Annotated in this window: 18 protein-coding genes; 11 read left to right on the top strand and 7 right to left on the bottom strand. The window is 73.1% G+C overall.

Going from position 1 to position 18,353, the window contains the following annotated elements; translation table 11 throughout:
- Positions 1 to 10: 10 nt before the first annotated feature.
- Together IG86_RS0114050 and IG86_RS0114045 are read right to left on the bottom strand one after the other, a co-directional pair.
- Positions 11 to 424, bottom strand: coding sequence for a VOC family protein (locus IG86_RS0114050; RefSeq protein ID WP_030662072.1), 414 nt, complete (start codon positions 422 to 424; stop codon positions 11 to 13).
- Positions 425 to 434: 10 nt separating this feature from the next.
- On the bottom strand, positions 435 to 887 hold the full coding sequence (locus IG86_RS0114045; protein ID WP_030897030.1) for a helix-turn-helix domain-containing protein: 453 nt from the start codon (positions 885 to 887) through the stop codon (positions 435 to 437).
- Positions 888 to 1,129: 242 nt separating this feature from the next.
- On the opposite strand from IG86_RS0114045, the gene IG86_RS0114040 reads away from it, so the two are divergent.
- Genes IG86_RS0114040 through IG86_RS0114030 form a run of 3 tightly spaced genes read left to right on the top strand, consistent with a single transcriptional unit; the run spans position 1,130 to position 5,646 of the window.
- A complete protein-coding gene (locus IG86_RS0114040) occupies positions 1,130 to 1,951 on the top strand; it encodes an FAD binding domain-containing protein (protein WP_030820375.1) in 822 nt (273 codons plus the stop codon).
- Position 1,952: 1 nt separating this feature from the next.
- Positions 1,953 to 4,670, top strand: coding sequence for a molybdopterin-dependent oxidoreductase (locus IG86_RS0114035; protein ID WP_030820373.1), 2,718 nt, complete (start codon positions 1,953 to 1,955; stop codon positions 4,668 to 4,670).
- Between the two features lie 4 nt (positions 4,671 to 4,674).
- Positions 4,675 to 5,646 (top strand): antibiotic biosynthesis monooxygenase, encoded by a 972-nt coding sequence (locus tag IG86_RS0114030; protein ID WP_030820371.1) that lies wholly within the window; start codon positions 4,675 to 4,677, stop codon positions 5,644 to 5,646.
- Positions 5,647 to 5,682: 36 nt separating this feature from the next.
- On the opposite strand, the gene IG86_RS0114025 is transcribed toward IG86_RS0114030, so the two are convergent.
- From IG86_RS0114025 to IG86_RS0114015, 3 genes are all read right to left on the bottom strand, one after another.
- Positions 5,683 to 6,777, bottom strand: a complete 1,095-nt coding sequence (locus tag IG86_RS0114025) for a carboxylate-amine ligase (protein ID WP_030897028.1) — start codon at positions 6,775 to 6,777, stop codon at positions 5,683 to 5,685.
- Positions 6,778 to 6,875: 98 nt separating this feature from the next.
- Positions 6,876 to 7,124, bottom strand: a complete 249-nt coding sequence (locus IG86_RS0114020) for a hypothetical protein (protein WP_030897026.1) — start codon at positions 7,122 to 7,124, stop codon at positions 6,876 to 6,878.
- Between the two features lie 28 nt (positions 7,125 to 7,152).
- Complete coding sequence (locus IG86_RS0114015; protein WP_030820365.1) at positions 7,153 to 7,476, bottom strand: hypothetical protein; 324 nt, start codon at positions 7,474 to 7,476, stop codon at positions 7,153 to 7,155.
- 163 nt (positions 7,477 to 7,639) lie between these two features.
- On the opposite strand from IG86_RS0114015, the gene IG86_RS0114010 reads away from it, so the two are divergent.
- The gene (locus IG86_RS0114010; RefSeq protein ID WP_045321909.1) at positions 7,640 to 7,882 is read left to right on the top strand and encodes a DUF6213 family protein; all 243 of its coding nucleotides are present in this window, start codon (positions 7,640 to 7,642) and stop codon (positions 7,880 to 7,882) included.
- Positions 7,883 to 7,902: 20 nt separating this feature from the next.
- Here the strand turns inward: IG86_RS0114010 and IG86_RS42255 are convergent, their stop codons facing one another.
- Complete coding sequence (locus tag IG86_RS42255) at positions 7,903 to 8,331, bottom strand: DUF5133 domain-containing protein (protein ID WP_051785160.1); 429 nt, start codon at positions 8,329 to 8,331, stop codon at positions 7,903 to 7,905.
- 336 nt (positions 8,332 to 8,667) lie between these two features.
- Here IG86_RS42255 and IG86_RS39930 point away from each other — a divergent pair, with 336 nt between their 5' ends.
- The 5 genes from IG86_RS39930 (at position 8,668) to IG86_RS0113980 (ending at position 13,933) form a co-directional block, all read left to right on the top strand.
- Positions 8,668 to 9,162, top strand: coding sequence for a hypothetical protein (locus IG86_RS39930; protein WP_244305845.1), 495 nt, complete (start codon positions 8,668 to 8,670; stop codon positions 9,160 to 9,162).
- Positions 9,163 to 9,301: 139 nt separating this feature from the next.
- Entirely contained in the window at positions 9,302 to 11,461 is a 2,160-nt protein-coding gene (locus IG86_RS0113995; protein ID WP_030820357.1) for a CHAT domain-containing protein, read from the top strand.
- Positions 11,462 to 11,472: 11 nt separating this feature from the next.
- The gene (locus tag IG86_RS0113990; protein WP_234316237.1) at positions 11,473 to 12,891 is read left to right on the top strand and encodes an alpha/beta hydrolase; all 1,419 of its coding nucleotides are present in this window, start codon (positions 11,473 to 11,475) and stop codon (positions 12,889 to 12,891) included.
- A gap of 43 nt (positions 12,892 to 12,934) precedes the next feature.
- A complete protein-coding gene (locus IG86_RS0113985) occupies positions 12,935 to 13,438 on the top strand; it encodes a GNAT family N-acetyltransferase (RefSeq protein ID WP_030820353.1) in 504 nt (167 codons plus the stop codon).
- Between the two features lie 69 nt (positions 13,439 to 13,507).
- The gene (locus IG86_RS0113980) at positions 13,508 to 13,933 is read left to right on the top strand and encodes a secondary thiamine-phosphate synthase enzyme YjbQ (RefSeq protein WP_030820351.1); all 426 of its coding nucleotides are present in this window, start codon (positions 13,508 to 13,510) and stop codon (positions 13,931 to 13,933) included.
- Positions 13,934 to 13,952: 19 nt separating this feature from the next.
- On the opposite strand, the gene IG86_RS0113975 is transcribed toward IG86_RS0113980, so the two are convergent.
- Positions 13,953 to 14,411 (bottom strand): hypothetical protein, encoded by a 459-nt coding sequence (locus IG86_RS0113975; protein WP_030897021.1) that lies wholly within the window; start codon positions 14,409 to 14,411, stop codon positions 13,953 to 13,955.
- Between the two features lie 241 nt (positions 14,412 to 14,652).
- Between IG86_RS0113975 and IG86_RS0113970 the strand changes: the two genes are divergently transcribed.
- Together IG86_RS0113970 and IG86_RS0113965 are read left to right on the top strand one after the other, a co-directional pair.
- On the top strand, positions 14,653 to 15,576 hold the full coding sequence (locus IG86_RS0113970) for a YhjD/YihY/BrkB family envelope integrity protein (RefSeq protein ID WP_063761521.1): 924 nt from the start codon (positions 14,653 to 14,655) through the stop codon (positions 15,574 to 15,576).
- Between the two features lie 41 nt (positions 15,577 to 15,617).
- A complete protein-coding gene (locus IG86_RS0113965) occupies positions 15,618 to 18,299 on the top strand; it encodes a winged helix-turn-helix domain-containing protein (protein ID WP_051785158.1) in 2,682 nt (893 codons plus the stop codon).
- Positions 18,300 to 18,353 lie beyond the last annotated feature (54 nt).

Here is an 18,353-nt window from a genome sequence, read left to right as displayed (position 1 = left end):
GGCGGGGTTCCTACTGCTTGCGGGGCTGGTTGAAACGGAGCATGTTGCCTGCCGGGTCGCGGAAGGCGCAGTCGCGGACACCGTACGGCTGGTCGATCGGCTCCTGCATGACCTCCCCGCCGGCGGCCCGGATGCGCTCGAAGGTGGCGTCGACGTCGTCGGTGGTGAAGATGACGCCGCGCAGCATGCCCTTGGCCAGCAGTTCCGCCATCGCCTGCCGGTCCGCTGCGGGGGCGCCGGGGTCGGCGAGCGGCGGTTCGAGGACGATCTCGACGTCCTGCGAGGGTGAGCCGACGGTCACCCAGCGCATCCCTTCGAACCCGACGTCGTTGCGTACCTCCAGGCCGAGGACGTCGCGGTAGAAGGCGATCGCCTTGTCGTGGTCGTCGACTGCGATGAAGCACTGCGAGAGGTTGATGTTCATGGCTCCGACGCTACGAGGCGCCCGCCGATTCCGCTTCTCCATTCCTGACCGGTTCACGGCGGATCGGCTCACCACCCCTGACCGGGCGCGTCATGAACTTCGCGACGCACGCCGGGATGGCCTCGCCCGCCTCGTGCCGGCGGGCACGGTAGGCGCTGGGGCTCTCGCCGACCAGCTCCGTGAAGCGCGAGCTGAAGGACCCCAGCGACGTGCTCCCGACGGCGAAGCAGACATCGGTCACGCTCATGTCGCCCCGCCGCAGCAGAGCCTTCGCGCGCTCGACGCGCCGCGTCATCAGATAGCTGTACGGGGTCTCCCCGAAGGCGGCGCGGAAGCTGCGCGAGAAGTGCCCGGGGGACATCAGGGCGACCTTCGCGAGCGCCGGAACGTCCAGGGGCTGCGCATAGTCGCGGTCGATCACGTCCCGGGCACGGCGCAGCCTCACCAGGTCTTCCAGGGTCATACGTACCAGCATCGCACGGCACGGTCCGCTCGCCTCGGCATCGGCGGGATCCGGAGATATTCTTGATCCCTGAGATGAATTCCCGGGCCCGCGACTCTTCCCCGAGCCCTTCCCCGAGCGGTTCGACGCAGCGGCCGGGAGTCCCGCCGTCGCCCCGGACGCCGGTGGCGCCGAGCGTTGGCCGGCCGATTTCGGCAGGCGGTCCGTCCGCACGATCGTCATCGTGAGGGAGACCGGTTCCCATGGATCTCAACACCATCACCGAGGTCGTCCGGCAGCCGGGCGGCCGGCCGGGCGCGGACTGGCGCGAGGGCGATGCCTGGCTCGCCGGCGGGACATGGCTGTTCTCCACGGAACAGCCCAGCCTGCGCCGCCTGGTCGACCTGACGGCGCTGCGCTGGGACCCCCTGGTCCCGGACGGCACCGGCCTGGAGATCGGTGCCACGTGCACCGTCCGCGACCTGTACGCCTTCGCGCCACCGGACGACTGGAGGGCCGGCGGACTCCTCGCGGCGAGCTGTGAGGCGTTCCTGTCCTCCTTCAAGGTGTGGAACTCCGCCACCGTCGGCGGCAACATCTGCATGTCCCTGCCCGCCGGTCCGATGATCACCCTGACCGTCGCGCTCGAAGCCGAGTACGAGCTGTGGCCCCCCGACGGCTCCGTGCGCCGCGTCGACGCGCTCGACTTCGTCACGGGCGACCACCAGAACGTCCTCGCGCCCGGGGAGATCCTGCGCCGCGTCCGCATTCCTGGGCGCGCCCTGAAGAAGCACGCCGCGCACCGCCGGTTCACCCTGACCCACCTCGGTCGCTCCACGGTGTTCCTGATCGGCACGCGCACACCGGGGACGGACGACCTGCTCCTCACGGTCACCGCGGGCACCACGCGGCCCGTGCGCCTCGCCTTCGACACCATGCCGGACGCCCGCACCCTCCAGCAGAGCATCGACGCGATCCCCGCCCACCTCTGGTTCGCCGATCCCAACGGCACTCCCGAGCACCGTCACCACCTGACCACGTACTTCGCCGAAGAGATCCGCGGCGAACTCACCGCCGGGGTCTGACATGACGTACACCGTGAACGGCAAGAACTTCGACGAGGTACCGGCACCCGGCCAGTGCCTGCGCACCTTCCTGCGCGGCCTGGGCCACTTCGGCGTCAAGAAGGGCTGCGACGCGGGCGACTGCGGTGCCTGCACGGTATGGGTGGACGGCGATCCGGTGCACAGCTGCATCACCCCGGCCTTCCGGGCGGAGGGCCGCGAGGTGACGACCATCGAAGGCCTCGGATCACCCGGCGGCCTGCACCCCATGCAACGGCAGTTCCGCGACGCCCCCGGCTTCCAGTGCGGCTTCTGCACCGCAGGGATGATCATGACCTCGGCGACCTTCACCGAGTCCCAGAAGGCCGACCTGCCCCGCGCGCTGAAGGGCAACCTCTGCCGCTGCACCGGCTACCGCGGGATCGAGGACGCCGTGAAGGGCGTCGTCGGGATCGAGGACGCCGCGCCGGGCAGGGCCGTCGGTACCAGCGTCGGCGCACCGGCGGCCAACGACGTGGTCACCGGCCGCGCCGAGTTCACGATGGACACCCGCATGGAGGGCATGCTGCACCTGAAGGTGCTGCACTCGCCGCACGCGCACGCCCGCATCGTCTCCGTCGACAAGAGCGCCGCGCTCGCCGTCCCCGGCGTGCACCGCGTCTACACCTGGGAGGACGTGCCGCGCAGGCCCTACACCACCGCCATCCACACCGACCACCTCGTCGACCCGGACGACACCTTCATCCTCGACGACACCGTCCGCTTCGTCGGCCAGCGCGTCGCAGCCGTCCTCGCCGACACCGTCGCGGCCGCCGAGGAAGGCTGCCGGAAGGTCGTCGTCCGGTACGAGCCGCTGCCGGCGGTCTTCGACCCCGAGGCGGCCATGGCCGACGGAGCGCCGCAACTGCACGGCTCCGACGACCCGTTCGTGCGCGACCCCGTCCACAACGTCCTGCTGGAACTCCATTCCCACATCGGCGACGTCGACGCGGGGTTCGCCCGGGCCGACGTGATCCACGAGGGCACGTACTTCTCGCCGCGCGTCCAGCACGCGCACCTCGAGACCCACGGCTCCATCGCCTGGATGGAGGACGGCCGGCTGAACGTCCGCACCAGCTCGCAGTCGCCGTCGATCGCGAAGGTCAAACTCTCCTACCTCTTCGCGCTGCGCCCCGACCAGCTCCGCGTCTTCTGCGTGCGCATGGGCGGCGGCTTCGGCGGCAAGCAGGAGGTCATCTCGGAGGACCTGGCCGCCCTCGCCACCCTGGACACCGGCAGGCCGGTCTGCTTCGAGTACACCCGCGAGGAGGAGTTCACCACGGCCTCCCCGCGGCACCCGATGTCGCTGACGGTCAAGCTGGGCGCGAAGTCCGACGGAACGCTCACCGCCCTCCAGGTCCGCAACGTGTCGAACACGGGCGCCTACGGCAACCACGGCGGCGAGACCCTGTACGCGGGCGGCGCCGCGGTCATGATCTACCGCTGCCCCAACAAGAAGTACGACGCGTACTCCGTCTACACCAACACCATCCCCAGCGGTGCCCTGCGCGGCTACGGCATGACCCAGCCGGCCTTCGCCGTGGAGTCGGCCATGGACGAACTGGCACGCGCCCTGCACATCGACCCCCTCGAACTGCGCCGCCGCAACATCGTGCTGCCCGGTGACCCCCTCGTCGCCATGCACGACGGCCCCGACGACGTGATGTTCACCGAGAACGGGCTCGGCAAGTGCATCGACCTCGTGGACGCCGCCCTGGCCCGTACGGACGACCGGCCGCCCCCGGGACCCGACTGGCTCGTCGGGGTCGGCGTCGCCGCCTCGCTGCACGAGACCGCGCCCCCCACCGACCACGTCTCCGAGGCATGGGTCACCCTCGGCAACGACCTCATCTACGAAGTGGCCGTGGGAACGTCCGAGTTCGGCGAGGGAACGTCCACGGCACACGTCCAGATCGCCGCCACCCAGCTCGGCACCACCCCCTCCCGCATCCGCCTGGTGCAGTCGGACACCGACCGCACGGGCTTCGACACCGGCGCCTTCGCCAGCGCCGGACTCTTCGTCGCCGGCAACGCGGTCCTGCGGGCGGCCAACGCCGTGCGCGACCGGATCCTGGAATTCGCCGCCGCGCAGACCGGCGTACACGTCGTGATGTGCTCGATGGACGACGAAAGCGTCGTCTGTGGAGACCAGCGCATGTCCCTGGCCGAACTCGTGGCCCTCGCCCGCGCGCGCGGCATCCGGTTCACGGCCGCCAGAAAGGCCTACGGCTCGCCCCGGAGCGTCACCTCCAACACGCAGGGATTCCGCATCGCCGTCCACCGGGTGACCGGCGAGATCCGGATCCTGCAGAGCGTCCACGCGGCCGACGCGGGCGCCCTCATCAACCCGGCGCAGGTCCGCGGACAGGTCGAGGGCGGTGTCGCCCAGGGCATCGGCTTCGCGCTGACCGAGAACTACCAGGTCGACGCCGGCGGTGCCATGGTCAACCCGAACCTGCGCAACTACCGCATCCCCACCTACGCCGACGTCCCGCGCACCGAGCTGCTCCTGGTGGACTCCTCCGACTCCGTCGGCCCCATGCGGGCCAAGGGGATGGCGGAATGCTGCATCAACCCCGTGGCCCCGGCACTGGCGAACGCCCTGCACGACGCCACCGGCGTCCGCTTCCGCGCGCTGCCCCTCACCCCGGAGAGGATCTACAGCCGCCTGGGCGAACAGCAGTCCGTACAGAGGGCCTGAGCTCATGTACACCGAGAAGCCCCAGTCCGGCGCGGCGACCGTCATCATCGGCCACAAGGTGTTCCCCGGGCTGGAACGGGAGTACGAGGCATGGCAGGAGGGCGTCAACGCCGCTGCCGCCGGCTACCCGGGGCACCTGGGCGCCGAGATCTCCCCGCCGACGGCCCTGCAGCCCGACTGGGTCGTCGTCTACCGGTTCGACTCGGTCGCGCACCTGCAGGCCTGGCTCAACAGCGCGACCAGACAGAGCCTCCTCGACCTCGCCAGGGGGTACTTCGACGGTCCGGCGACCCAGCAGTACGTCAGCGGCGGCACCCAGCCCGCCGACCCGCTCGTGACCGTCGTGGTCACCCACCGCGTCCACCCCAGCAGCGTCGACGACTTCCTCGACTGGCAGCGCCGCATGACCCTGGAGGAGAGCAGGTTCGAGGGCTTCCGGGGGACGGAGGTCTTCCGCCCGATCGAGGGTCTCCAGGACGAATGGACCACCCTGTACCGCTTCGACAACGCGGCTCACCTCGACGCCTGGCTGACCTCGGACAGGCGGCAGGAGGTGCTCGCCGAAGGCAAGAAGTTCAGCGACTTCGAGCTGCGCACGATCGACAACTCGTTCGGCAGCTGGTTCGCCTTCGAGGAGAACGGCAGGGAGCTGCCGCCGCCCTCGGAGACGAAGACCGCCGTCGCGGTCTGGGTCGGCCTGTACCCGACCGTCGTGCTCCTCACGCTCGCCCTGCACCCGCTGGGCATGCCGCTGTGGCTGGGGCTCCTCGTGGGCAACCTCCTGTCGAGCTTCATCATGAGCTTCGTGACCATGCCCTACTACGTCAACAAGCTGCTCCGGCGGTGGCTGCGGCCCGACCCGGACGAGGCACGCGGCAGGTCCAACATGATCGGACTCGGCATCGTCGCCGCGGCGATGGTCCTCTGGGCCGCCTTCTTCTACGTGATCACCACCCAGATATGGACCCTGCCCTGACCCGGGACCGTGCAGGGCCCCGGTTCGGCCGGACGCTCAGCCGGACGGGGAGTCGCCGACGATCAGGCTCCTGAGGGCCGGCATACCGCCCTCCCGCAGGGCGCGGCGCTGCCGGTCGGCCGGCGTCCCCTCCTGGAGGAGCCGGTGGACGAGGGAAGACACCTCGCGCTCGTCACCCGTCTCCGCCAACCCCGGAGCGACATGCGCGAGCAGGGAGTACAGCACGTCACCGCTGCTGCGGCAGCGCCCGTCGGGATCGACCAGCGTGGAGTTCAGGCCGTGCCGGGCCGCGTGCCAGTTGGCGGCCTGCAACAGCTCCGGCCGGCACAGCACCGGAGCGGCTCCGGCCTTCTCCTCGGCGAGGGCGACCGCGACCAGCGCGCGCACCAGGCCCGCCAGCATCACCGCGTCGTCGGCCCGCAACTGCACGTCCAGGCACCGCACCTCGACGGTCGGGAAGCGGTCGGAGAGCCGCGCCTGCCAGTACAGCTGGCCCCGGTCGGCGATCACCCCGGAAGCGACCAGTGCGTCGATCCGCTGCTCGTAGTCGGCGAGCCCGTCGAAATACGGCGGCGGACCGCTCACCGGCCACCTGCCGAAGACGATCGTGCGCCAGCTCGCGAAGCCGGTGTCCTTGCCGTCCCACAGCGGAGAGTTCGCCGACATGGCCAGCAGCGTGGGGAGCCAGACCCGGATGCGGTTCAGCACCGCGACGCCGGTCTGCGGATCGGGCACGCCCACATGCACGTGCATGCCGTTGATCAGCTGCTCGTCCACCAGCTGCCGGGCCTGGCCCTCCATCCTGAGGTACCGCGGCTTGCGGGTGACCGGCACCGCCGACGTATCCCTGAGCGGCGCCGCCGCGGCCATGGCGACCCGGCAGCCGTGCTCCTCCGCGGCCGACGCGACCGCGTGCCGCAGCCGCAGCAGATGGCCGCCCACCTCCTCCAGCTCCGTGCAGACCGGCGTGGCGACCTCGACCTGCGCCTGGAGCAGCTCGTCCTGCACCTCGCCGTCCTCCGCGAGCGGACCGAGGCCCGCCGCCCTGCGCACGTACTCGGCCCCGGGGACCGGCAGCACCGTCACCGGATCCACCAGGAGGTATTCCTCTTCGACGCCGAATGTGATCACGCCGTGCGGTTACCCCGGGAGCGGCACGATCATCCGCCGAATGCGCCGACCGGCCTAGGCCGCGTCCCGCCGGTCACGGCCGGTACCCGCAAGGCCGCTCAGCGGTCGTCGTGCTCCGGCTCGGCGCGCTCGCCCCGCGGGGGGTGCGGGCGGACCTGTTCCTCCCGGCCGGTGCCCGGCCGCTGCCGCTTCGCGGCATGGGCACCGGCCTCCCCTTCGGCCCCGCCGTCCGAACCGCGCCGGACGGCCTCCTCCGCCTCCCTGCGGGCCTCCCGGTCACCGCTCTCGCCCGGCGCCTGCGACGGCGTGGTCCGCCGCCGGCCGTGGCTCTGCCCGTGTCCTGTCATGGTGTCCTCCTTCGTCGGCGGGCCGGGCTCAGTAGCCCAGCTCCCGCTTCAGCTCGGCCTTGTCCATGGACGACCGGCCATGGAGGTTCTTGCGCCTGGCCTCCTCGTAGAGCTGGTCGTAGGTCGGGCCCTGGGCACCTTTGTGGGAGTGCAGCCCGCCGCGCCTCGCGGACGACATGTCCTCCAGCGACGTCCTGCTCGCCGTCTCGGACTCACCGGCCCGGGCCCGTTCCTTGTTCACGGTCCGAGCGGCGATCTCCTTGGCCCGCTCCGGGCTCTCGCCGCGCTCCTCGGCGCTCTCCTTGATGTGCTCGTACTGGCGTTCCCGCTTGGGGCTGGAACCGCGAGGCATGATCACTCCTCGGCTGGTGTGCGGACGGTCAGGTACCTCCGGCGCCTACCCCCGGCGGGACGCCGCACACGGCCGGCCCCGGCCCGCGGCCCGGGGGCGGGTGGATTGGCCCGCCCCCGACCGGGTAGCCGCCGCGGACAAGGGTTCTCCGGGAGGGCTTGCCATGATCCACGTGTCGATACCGCTGATCCCCGCCACGGACGGCGTACTGCTGATCCCCGCCGACCACGTGACCACCCTGCTGCGCCGCCTCGCGGCGGACTGGGTGGAGTCGGCCGAATCCGGCGAGCTGCGCGGCGACCGGCAGACCGCCGGCGACCTCTCCGGTGTGCTGACGGAGCTCGCCGACCAGATCGACGTCGAGTGCATCGGGTTCGCCTCCGCACTCGACGACGACAACGCCTGAGGGGAGTCCCGCCGGCCCGGTCAGTCCGGTTCCGCCAGATGCAGTTCCGCTGCCATGACGGCCTCGTGGACGGTCGACCGGCCCATCAGCACGCACAGGGTGTAGGCGTCGTCGTCCATGGCGCTGCGGGCCGTCCCGTCGCCCGGGGCCGCAGCGAGTCGCTCCCGCGACGCCCGGAACCGGGCCAGGACCTCCCCGGTCCGGGCCCGGCTGGGCAGCAGCCCCACGCCCCGGACCCCCCGGCCGCCCTCCGGGCCGGGCCGGGGGCCCAGCAGGGCCCCGACCGCCCGGCGCAGCGCCCGGTCCCAGCGGGCCGGAACCGGTTCCCCGTGCGCGCCCGCGACCACCGCGGCCGCGAAGTCCGCCACCGGGACCTGCGCCAGCTCGGCGGCGGCCGCCAGTACCAGCCGTGCCTCACGGGTCCCGCAGGGCGCCAGGGCCATCACCATGCCCGTCGCCCACTCCACCGCCCGCTCGCCACGCAGGACCGGTACATGCCCTTCAGAGGACTGATGAATGCTTTGAGACGTCACCGAACATCCTTTCAACCGAAGGCTGCACGTGCGGTGGGGGGAAGTATGAAAGGTATTCCCGCTCCGGTTGCCTTCCCACACCCGAAGAACGCACCCCGGTCGCCGCCTTCTGGGTTCGGCCGCCCTGTTCCCGGGGCCGGCCGCCCATCGCGCGGCGGCGACCGGGCTGCACCCCCGCGCCGGAAACCCGGCGGCGCGGGACAGCCGCGTGGGAGGTCCGCTGCTGTGGCCGGCCGGCGAGCGGTGGCCGGTGTGCGACGAGCCGCGCTTTCACAGCGGTCCGCTGCTCGCGGTGGCCCAGCTCCGGAACGGGTCACCGAACACGAGCGCGTCGAGGAGCGGGAGGACGCGCGGGAGGAGGCCGCCTGCGAAGCCGCCTGCGAAGCCGCGTACGAGGACGGGTACGAAGCCGCGGACGGCACCGGGGAAGGGGCCCGGACCGTCCCGCCGAGCTACCAGGGCGACCCGTCCGTCGCGCCCGGCTGGAAGGCCGGCGGGCACGCGGCGTGGAACGTCACCGGGCCCGGGAGCACGGACTGTCCCGCCTGCGGCCGCGGAATGCGGCCGCTGCTGACCGTCGACTCCTCCGAGTGGCGCTCCGACAGCGAGAGTTGGCGCTCGCTGCCCGCCGGGGGCGGAGCCGGCGCGAACCGCCCGACCGGGGTGGCCGTGGGCAACTTCGGCAAGCTCAACGTCTTCGCCTGCCCCCAGGACCCCGCCCACCCCCACCGCTTCAGCGTGCAGTGAGGTTGAACGTCGAACGTTCGCCCCGTACTTCGCCCCCGCTTCGTCAGGGCCGGGCGTCGAATCGGTGGGATAATCCTGTGTGGGGAGACCGGCGCGACGCACCGGACTGTGAGGCTCGGGCGACTCGAAGGAGGACGCGATGAGCACCCCCGCCGCTGGCATCGCCGACCTGCTGGAGAACGCACCGACGGCCGCCAACCCGGCCACGCGGCCAACGCCCCCGCCCCCCGAGGAGGCACCGCGCGCCGACGCCCCGTCCCTGCGCATCACGGTGATGTGGGGCGACCTCGCGGAGGTCGCCGCCGACCTGCACGTCACGGGGCACTACCAGTCGGTGGTGCCCGCCGACGCGGAGCTCGCCCTGGACCGTGCGATATCCGTCGGGCCCCGCGGGCTCATCACGGCGCACACCAAGCTCGGCTGGATCGACGCCCAGCTGGGAGAGGTCACGTACTTCCCGTGCGGAGACGGAACGGTGCGGTCCGCCGCCGTCGTCGGCATGGGCCCGATGGGAACGCTGACGGAACGCCGCGCCGGCCAGCTGTACGCCTCCCTGCTCGGCGAAGCCGTCGCACTCGGCCACGTCGGGACCATGGCCACCGTGCTCATCGGATCGGGCACGGGCAACCTCAGCGTGAAACACGCGGCCCGCGCCCTCGTCCGGGGATTCGCCGGGGTCCTCGCCGCGCTGGCGACGTCACCGCCACCGCCCCGCCTCACCGAGGTGCTCCTCGTGGAGGTCGACCGACTGCGCGCCGAGCAGCTCCACCTCGCCCTGACCGAGGCCACCGCGAACCTGCCCCAGCTGAAGATCACCCCGGAGCTGCGCGAGGGCGCGGGCGGCCGGATGTCCAGGCCCTCCGCCGCCGTGTACGCCCTGGCCGCGCTCACGGGGCTCGGCGGACCGGACGACGAGAGCGCCCTGCGCTCCGTACTGAAGGACTTCGACGACAACATCCAGGCGCAGATCCGCGAGCAACTCACCGACCTGGCAACGGTGAAGCGCACCGACCTCTCCCTGACGGTCGGGCGGTCCGCGGAGGCCCCGGACGGCTCCGTGCCGGTCCGGATGTCCGTCCAGTCGGGCGTCGGCGGGCTGCGCTGGGCCGCGCTGACCGGGCGGGCGACCATACCGGAACGGCTCGCCCCCGTGGAGATGGGCCTGCTGCGCGAGCTCGTGGACCGGCTGACGGAGCCGAGCGTCGAGGACGCCCGCGAACTGCCCGACCTGCTCTCCCGGTTCGTGGTCCCGTCGGAGTTCCAGCGGCTGCTCACCGACGACGCCACCGTGCTGCTCGAACTCGACCGGGACACCGCCTCCGTACCGTGGGAGTTCCTCACCGAGATCCGGCAGGCGGGCGCCGAGCGGCGCGACCCGCTGGCGATCCGCACCCAGCTGTCCCGGCAACTGCGCACGCCCTACTCGCGCGTGATGACCGAGGGACTCTCGGACGGGCCGCTGCGCGCCCTGGTGATCGGCGACCCGGGCGACCCGGAGAAGGGCTTCAAGCTGCCGGGCGCCCGCCAGGAGGCCCTCGGCGTCGCCGCCCAGCTCAGGGAACTGGGCGTGGACGTGACCCTGTTCATCGGTGCGACCAACGCCTCCCGAGAGCAGGGCGTCGACCTCGCGCGGCGCCTCGACGTCCTGCGGGTCCTGCTCTGCGGGGGCAACCACATCGTCCACTACTGCGGCCACGGCGACTTCGACTTCTCCGGTACGGGGCGCCGCGCGGGCTGGGTCTTCGCGGACGGCCTGCTGACGTCCCAGGAACTGACCATGCTCGAACAGCCGCCCCTGATCGTCATGGCCAACGCCTGCTACTCGGCCCGCCTCGGCGGCCCGACCGGCCCCGGTACGGGGACCGGGACAGGGACCGGCGGCGGCGCCATCGCGGGCACCGGCGCCCAGCCCGTACCGGCCGCGGTCGCGGACCGGACGCCGTGGGGGAACCCGCAGGCCGCGATGGTGCCGAGCCTCGCCGACGAGTTCCTGCGCGCGGGTGTCGGGCACTACATCGGGGCGGCCTGGCGGATCCCCGACGACCAGGGAGTCACCTTCGCCAGGCAGTTCTACAAGAACCTGTTCCCCGACGGCACCGGCGACGGCCCGCCGACGGTGGGCGGCGCGGTCCGGGCGGCCCGCAAGGCGATCTACCGGCCGGACGCCGGGAGCGAACAGGACCCGGGCACCGTGACGAACGGGCAGCGGCAGAGCGCCTGGGCCGCCTACCAGCACTACGGGGACGCGGCCGAACCGTTCGCCCCGCCCGGCACGTCCGACCGGCCGGGGGGCAGTTAGGAGGTCCGCTCATGGCCAGGATCCCGATGGGTGACGTCGTCGTACTGCTCCCCGGCATCACCGGGAGCGTACTGACCAGGAACGGCAAGGACGTCTGGGCGCCCTCACCGTCCGCCGTACTGGGCGCGCTGGCCAGCCTGGGCGGCTCACTGGACTCCCTCGAACTGCGGGGGGACGACTGGCACGTGGACGACCTCGGCGACGGCGTCGTCGCCGACCGGCTGGTGCCCGACCTGCACACCCTGCCCGGCCTGTGGAAGATCGACGGCTACACGGCGGTCGAGAGGTTCCTGCTGGACCGCTTCGAGCTGGAGAAGGGCAGGAACTACTTCCCGTTCCCCTACGACTGGCGGCGCGACAACCGGGCCGCCGCCCGCAGGCTCGCCGAACGGAGCACCACCTGGCTGCGCGACTGGCGCGAGTCGAGCGGCAACTCCGCGGCCCGGCTCGTCCTGATCGGGCACTCGATGGGCGGACTCGTCGCCCGCTACTTCGTCGAGGCCCTGCAGGGATGGCGGGACACCCGGGCCGTCGTGACCTTCGGCACCCCCTACTACGGCTCCCTCAACGCCGTCGAGTTCCTGTGCAACGGCTTCCAGAAGCGGATCGGCCCGTTCGAACACGACCTCACCCGCCTCCTGCGCTCCCTCACCTCCCTGCACCAGCTCGTGCCCGTCTACAAGTGCGTCTACGGGCCGGACGGCCAGGCCGCGGTCCCCGCCAAGGCCGGACTGCCCGGCTGGCAGCCGCAATGGAGCAGCCACCTCACCGAGTTCTTCGACGAGATGGAGAGAGCCGCCGCCGAGAACCGCAAGAACGCCGCCTGGGAAGCCGACCCGGTGGTCTACCACCCCATCGTCGGCATGGACCAGCCCACCCTGCAGTCGGCCCGGATCACCGACCACAAGGCCGTCACCCTGAGGGCCCGCGACGCCTTCGACGAGGGCGGTGACGGCACCGTCCCCAAGCTGTCCGCCGCGCTCTCCGGCACCGAGGACGCCCGCACCTTCGTCCCGCAGAAACACGGGAGCCTGCAGAACCAGGAGGCGATGCTCGACCACCTGAAGGGCATCCTGCAGTCCCTGCACGACATCCGCATCGACGACCTGCGGTCCGCCGTGACCTCCTGGTTCAGCTACCTCGGCGACGACCTCTACCTCGCCGACGAGCCCTTCGTCTGCGAGATCGGAGCCAACAGCGCCCTGCGTGACAGGGACCTGCCCGAGATCGAGGCCAACCTCTCGGTGACCGACCGGTCCACCGGTCTGAGCGTCCGCAACGTGCCCGTCACCGTCCCCCGGGTGCGCCAGCAGTTCACCCTCGGCCTCCTGCCCCCCGGCACCTACGACCTGCTGATCAGGGCGAAGGCCGACACCGCGCCCCTGTCCGACGTCTTCGTCGTCGCCGACCCGAACGCCACGGAGCCCTGACCCGGCCACCGCTCCGCTCCGCCGGGGATGCCATGCTCCCGTCATGAGCGAGCACATCACGGCGACCGTCGTCCGCAGCCCCGGCCGCCTGGTCCGGGAACCGGACGCACTGGCGGCACTGCTGACCGCATATCACCTGTGCACCGAAGAGGAGAAGGGCAGCCCGGTCACGGACGCGACCCGGCTGCCCCCGCGCTACCGCGCCGAGATCGACGACCCGCGCGCCGCCTTCGCCGACGACACGGTGCTGATCGCCGTCGAGGGAGGCGCTGCGGCGGGCTGCCTCGTGGTGACCGCTCCGGCCGGAGGGAGCGCGGAGATCAAACGGCTGTGGACCGATCCGGCCCGGCGGGGGCGCGGCATCGCCTCCGTACTGCTGCGCGAGGCCGTCGCCCACTGCGCCGACGGCGGTGTCGCCACCGTCCGCCTCTCCGTCTGGAACTGGCGGACCTCCGCGATCGCCCTCTACGAACGGTCGGGCTTCCGGATCTGCGCATCGTGGGACCCGCGCGAGGACCTGGTCTGCATGGAACACCCGGTGGCGTGACGCACCGGCCACCCGCCGGCACCGGCCTGGTTGCGCCGTCGCGGAGCGGGGCGGCGGGAGGATGACGACATGGCCGACACCTTCGTATCGCGCACCATCGACGTGACGACCGGGGACCGGGAGACCGTCCACGACCTGACCTCCGCGTGTGCCGCCTTCCTCGGGGAGGTGGCGCGCGGCCGGAGCGGACTGCTCAACATCTTCACACCGCACGCGACCGCCGGGCTCGCCGTCATCGAAACGGGAGCGGGCAGCGACGACGACCTGCTGACCGCCCTGAAGTCGCTGCTGCCGGCCGACGACCGGTGGCGGCACCGGCACGGCTCCCCGGGCCACGGACGCGACCACGTCCTGCCGGCGATCGTCCCGCCCCACGCGACGCTTCCCGTGATCGACGGCACGCTGGAACTCGGAACCTGGCAGTCCGTCACCTTGGTGGACACCAATCGGGACAACCCCCGCCGTCAGGTCCGGCTCTCCTTCCTCGCCGGCTGACCCGGCCGCCGGGCGGGCGCTACCAGCGCCAGGTGAGGGAACCGCCCTCCGCCACCTCGGACCAGCGTCCGGCGGCGCGGTCGAGCGCCGCGCACGCCAGGGCGACCTGCCGGTCGTCGAGCGGGCTCCGGCCCACGCCCCTGCCCTCCGTGCTCAGCCCGGACCAGACGCGGTAGGCCCAGTTGACGCACAGCTCGGCCCGCATCACCGCGTCGCCGCCGCGCCGCAGGACCTTCATTCCCGACCGGCGGTGGCGGGTCGGTACCACCGGTTCGAACCCCTCGAAGGTCGCGCCCCGCGCCATGGCCCCCCAGAACCCGTCGGTGATCGAGAGCGCGCTCTCGACCGCCGCGTGCACGAGGTCGTGCGGCATGCTCGGACCGGTCGCCTGCCCCGGCAGCCGGACGTCCGGCCCCCGCCGGTCCCGCACCTCGAGATCGTGCCGGTTGTGTGGAAGCTTCCGGAAGATGATCTCCATCGGTCCTTCTCTCGACGCGCCGCCCGGTCCCGCCCGGTCCCGCCCGGTGAGGGTGGCGGCGGGCGGTGGCGGGGGGTCGATCGTAGGCGTGCGGACCCCGCGGCCGCGCGCCCTTTTCCAGCGGGCCCGTTTCCCGCGCGGACAGGCCTCCCGGCATGCCGGAGCTGCCGGGCTGCCCCATCCTGCTCTCATGGAGGGCCACCGCAGCTGACGGGCGCCGTCCGCGGAAGGAGCCGTCACCGTGTCCGGACCGCGCGACAAGCCGCCCCGCTTCACCGTGCCGGGCTGGATGCGCAAGTACACGCCGTTCCTGGGCCGGACCCTCGAACAGTTCGCCCGCGTCAACCTGCTGGACTGCGCGACCCGGCTGGCCGCGCAGGCCTTCCTCGGCGCCATCCCCGCCATCTTCGTCATCGGCGCCCTCGCACCCGACTGGATGCGCAAGCAGCTCGTCTCCACCATCAGCGGGACCCTGGGCCTCACGGGCCCGGCCCTGGACCAGATCCGCTCGGTGGTGCACAACAGCGGCGAAGACACGGCAACCATCGCGAGCACCGGGGCGGTGGGCGTCGTGGTCACGCTGCTGTCCGCCACCGCCTGCAGCCGCGCCCTCCAGCGGACCTGCGAGCGCGCGTGGCACCTGCCGAAGGCGGGCGCCCGGCTCGCGGCCTGGCGCTGGGTCGCCTGGCTGCTGGTCTGGCTGACGGCCCTGCTGTTCCAGGGGCCGATCCAGCAGGCGTTCGGGACCGGCCGGGTCCTCGGAGCGGTCGTCTCGCTCATCAGCGGGACCCTGCTGTGGTGGTGGACCCAGCACCTCCTGCTCGGCGGCCGCGTGGCGTGGCTGCCCCTGCTGCCGGGCGCGGTCCTGGTCGCGGTCGGCGAGAGCGTGGTCAGCTGGGGCTCCCGCTTCTACATGCCCCGCGCCATGAACCACAGCCTCCAGCAGTTCGGCGGCCTCGGACTGGTCTTCGTCATCCTGTCCTGGCTGATCATGTTCTTCGTCGTCGTCACCATGGGCATCTCCCTCGGATACACCCTGGCCCACGAGCCATGGACGGCACGCCGGCTGCACACCCCGGACGACCCGCCGGAGCCGTCCGCCACCGCGCAGCCCGCCCGCACCTCACCCGGTCCGGGTGACCCGAGTGGTGATCACCACCGATGACGGTTTGAGTGGAGGCTGTGGCCCGACCACAGTGCGACCCCATGCTCACGGCCAGATTCACCGCACCGGCCGTGCCGAAGACCCTCGTCCACCGGCCCGAGCTGCTCAGACGCCTGACGGCCGGGGTACGGGGCCCGCTCACCCTGATCAACGGTCCGGCCGGCTCCGGCAAGACGGTGCTCACCGCCCACTGGGCGGCGGCCGGCGGGTGCGCACCACGGGCGCCCCTGTGGCTGACCGTCGAGCCCGACGACGCCCCCGGCGTCTTCTGGGCGTACGTCCTGGAGGCCCTGCACCGGGGCGGGGTGGAGCTGCCCGCCGCCGTCGGCAGACCGACCCGCGCCGAAGGAGTGACCCAGTCGTTCCTGGTGCGCCTGGCGGCGGGCCTGGCCGATTCCGCGCAGCCCGTGGTCCTCGTGCTCGACCAGTTCGACACGGCCCAGCCGCCCGCCATGACCGAGGGCCTGGACTTCGTGCTCCGGCACGCCGCCGGGGGGCTGCGCATCGTACTCACCAGCAGGACGGACTCCCTGCTCCCACTGCACCGCTACCGGGCGGCCGGCGAGATCGCGGAGATCCGGCACGCCGACCTCAGGTTCACCCACGCGGACGCCGAGGCCCTGCTGGGCGAGCACCGGCTGGACATCTCCCAGGCAGGCATCCGGCTGCTGATGCGGCGGACCGAGGGATGGGCCGCCGGGGTGCGGCTGTGCGCCCTCGCGATGCAGCGAAGCCCCGACCCGGAGGCCTTCGTCCGCCAGTTCGCGGCCGACCGCACCACGATCGCCGACTACCTGCTCAAGGAGGTGCTCGACGCGCAGCCCCCGGACACCCAGGACCTGCTGCTGCGCGTCAGCGTCACCGACCGGGTCCACCCCGACCTCGCCGACGCGCTGACCGGCCGCGACGACGCCGCCCGGACACTCGCCGGGCTGGCCCGCGACAACGCGTTCCTGGAACAGGTCGACGCCTCGGCCTGGTACCGGCTGCACCCCCTGTTCGCCGAGGTCCTGCGCGCCCACCTGCGCCAGCGCCACCCCGGCCTGGAGCAGCAGCTGCACGGGCGGGCGGCGCGCTGGCTCGCCGGGACCGGCCGGCTCACGGAGGCCGTGGTCCAGGGGGCCGCCGCCGGCGACTGGCCCTTCGCCGCGGGGCAGCTCGTCGACGACCTCGCGATCGGCCGGCTGTTCACCGGCCTGGAGGCCGAGCAGCTGAACCGGGCCTTCGCGCCCCTGCCGGCCGAGGCGCCGGGCGCGGCACCCGCGCTGGTCGGCGCGGCCGCCCGGCTCGTCGTACAGGACCTCCCCGGATACGAGGACGCGGCGCGGCGCGCGGACTCCCGCCTGAGCCCCGGCTCCGGCGCGGCCGCCCGGCTCAGCCGGGCCTTCCTGGGCGTGCTCGCGGGGCGCACGACCGGCGACCTGGCGGCCACCGAGCGGGCGGCGGCCGACGCCGAACGCGTGCTCGGCGAGCTGCCGCCGCCGCGCGTCGCCGCCCACCCGGAGTTGCGCGCCCTGCTCCTGGCGGCCCTCGGCGCGGTGCGGCTCGGCGCCGGACGGCCCGACGCCGCGGAGAGCGCCCTCGCGGCGGCCGTCGAGGCCTGCGGAGGGCCGGGAACGGAGCCGGGAACGGAGCCGGGAACGGAGCCGGGTACGGATCGGCGAGCCGGCGCGGGCACCGATACGGGAACGCAGTACCCGCTCTGCGACGCGCTCGGCTCGCTGGCCCTCGCCGAGCTGATGAGGGGCCGGCTGCGGCGGGCCGCCGAGCACGCCCGCGCGTCCCTCGCGGTCGCCGAGCAGGCGGCGCTCCCGCCCGAGCGCCGGTCCGGCGCCGGACACCTCGTCCTGGCGGGCGTCGCCGTCGAGCACGACGACCTGCCCGCCGCCCGCTCCCACCTTGACCTGGCCACGGCGATCGCGGCCGCCGGGCCCCGCCCCGATGCCGTGGCCGCGGTCCTGGCCGCCGTCATCGGCGCCCGGATCGCGGCGTACGAGGGCGACGGCGGGGCCGCGCTCGCCGTACTCACCCGCCTGCGCCCGGCAGCCACGGCCACGCCCGCATCCGCGTGGGCGGTGGACGAGCTGGCCGTCGCCGAATCGGCCGCGCACCTGGCGCGCGGTGACGCCGCAGCGGCCCTCCGGGTGCTGGACGCAGCGCCCTGCGGGCGGCCCGAGCACGCCCTGGCCCGGGCCCGCGCCCTCCTGGCGGCCGGCCGCACCGGGCCCGCGGCGCGGGAGCTGGCGGGCCTGCCCGCGGACGACGGCCTCGCGGCACCGGCCCGGCTGGCGGCGTGCCTGCTCAGGGGGCGGCTCGCCGCCGCGCAGGGCGACACCGAGGAGGCCCGGCGCAGGCAGGCCGAGGCCGTGGACCTCGCCCGGCCGGAGGGACTGCGCCTGCCGTTCGCCGAGGGCGGGGCCCGCGTACGCCGGACCCTGCGGGAGGCCCCGCGGCCGGCAGCGCGCCAGGGCCGACCGGCCGACGGACCACCGCCCGCGGTCGCACCGCCCGTGGTGGCACCGCCCGTGGTGGAGTCGCTCAGCGCGCGGGAGACCGAGGTGCTGCGCCAGGCCGCGCGGATGCTGTCCACCGAGGAGATCGCGGCCGAGCTGTACGTGTCGGCCAACACGGTGAAGACCCACCTGAAGAGCATCTACCGCAAGCTCGGCGTCACCCGGCGCAGCGACGCAGTCCACCGGGCCCAGGCCCTCGGCCTGCTGTGAGGCCGCGCGGCGCACTCGCCCGTTACGGGCGATGCCCGAATGCCGGGGCGGGCC

Source organism: Streptomyces virginiae (assembly GCF_000720455.1).
Classification (GTDB): domain Bacteria; phylum Actinomycetota; class Actinomycetes; order Streptomycetales; family Streptomycetaceae; genus Streptomyces; species Streptomyces virginiae.
The sequence above is the reverse complement of the archived record's forward strand: the minus strand, read 5'-3'. Positions and strand labels throughout refer to the sequence as shown.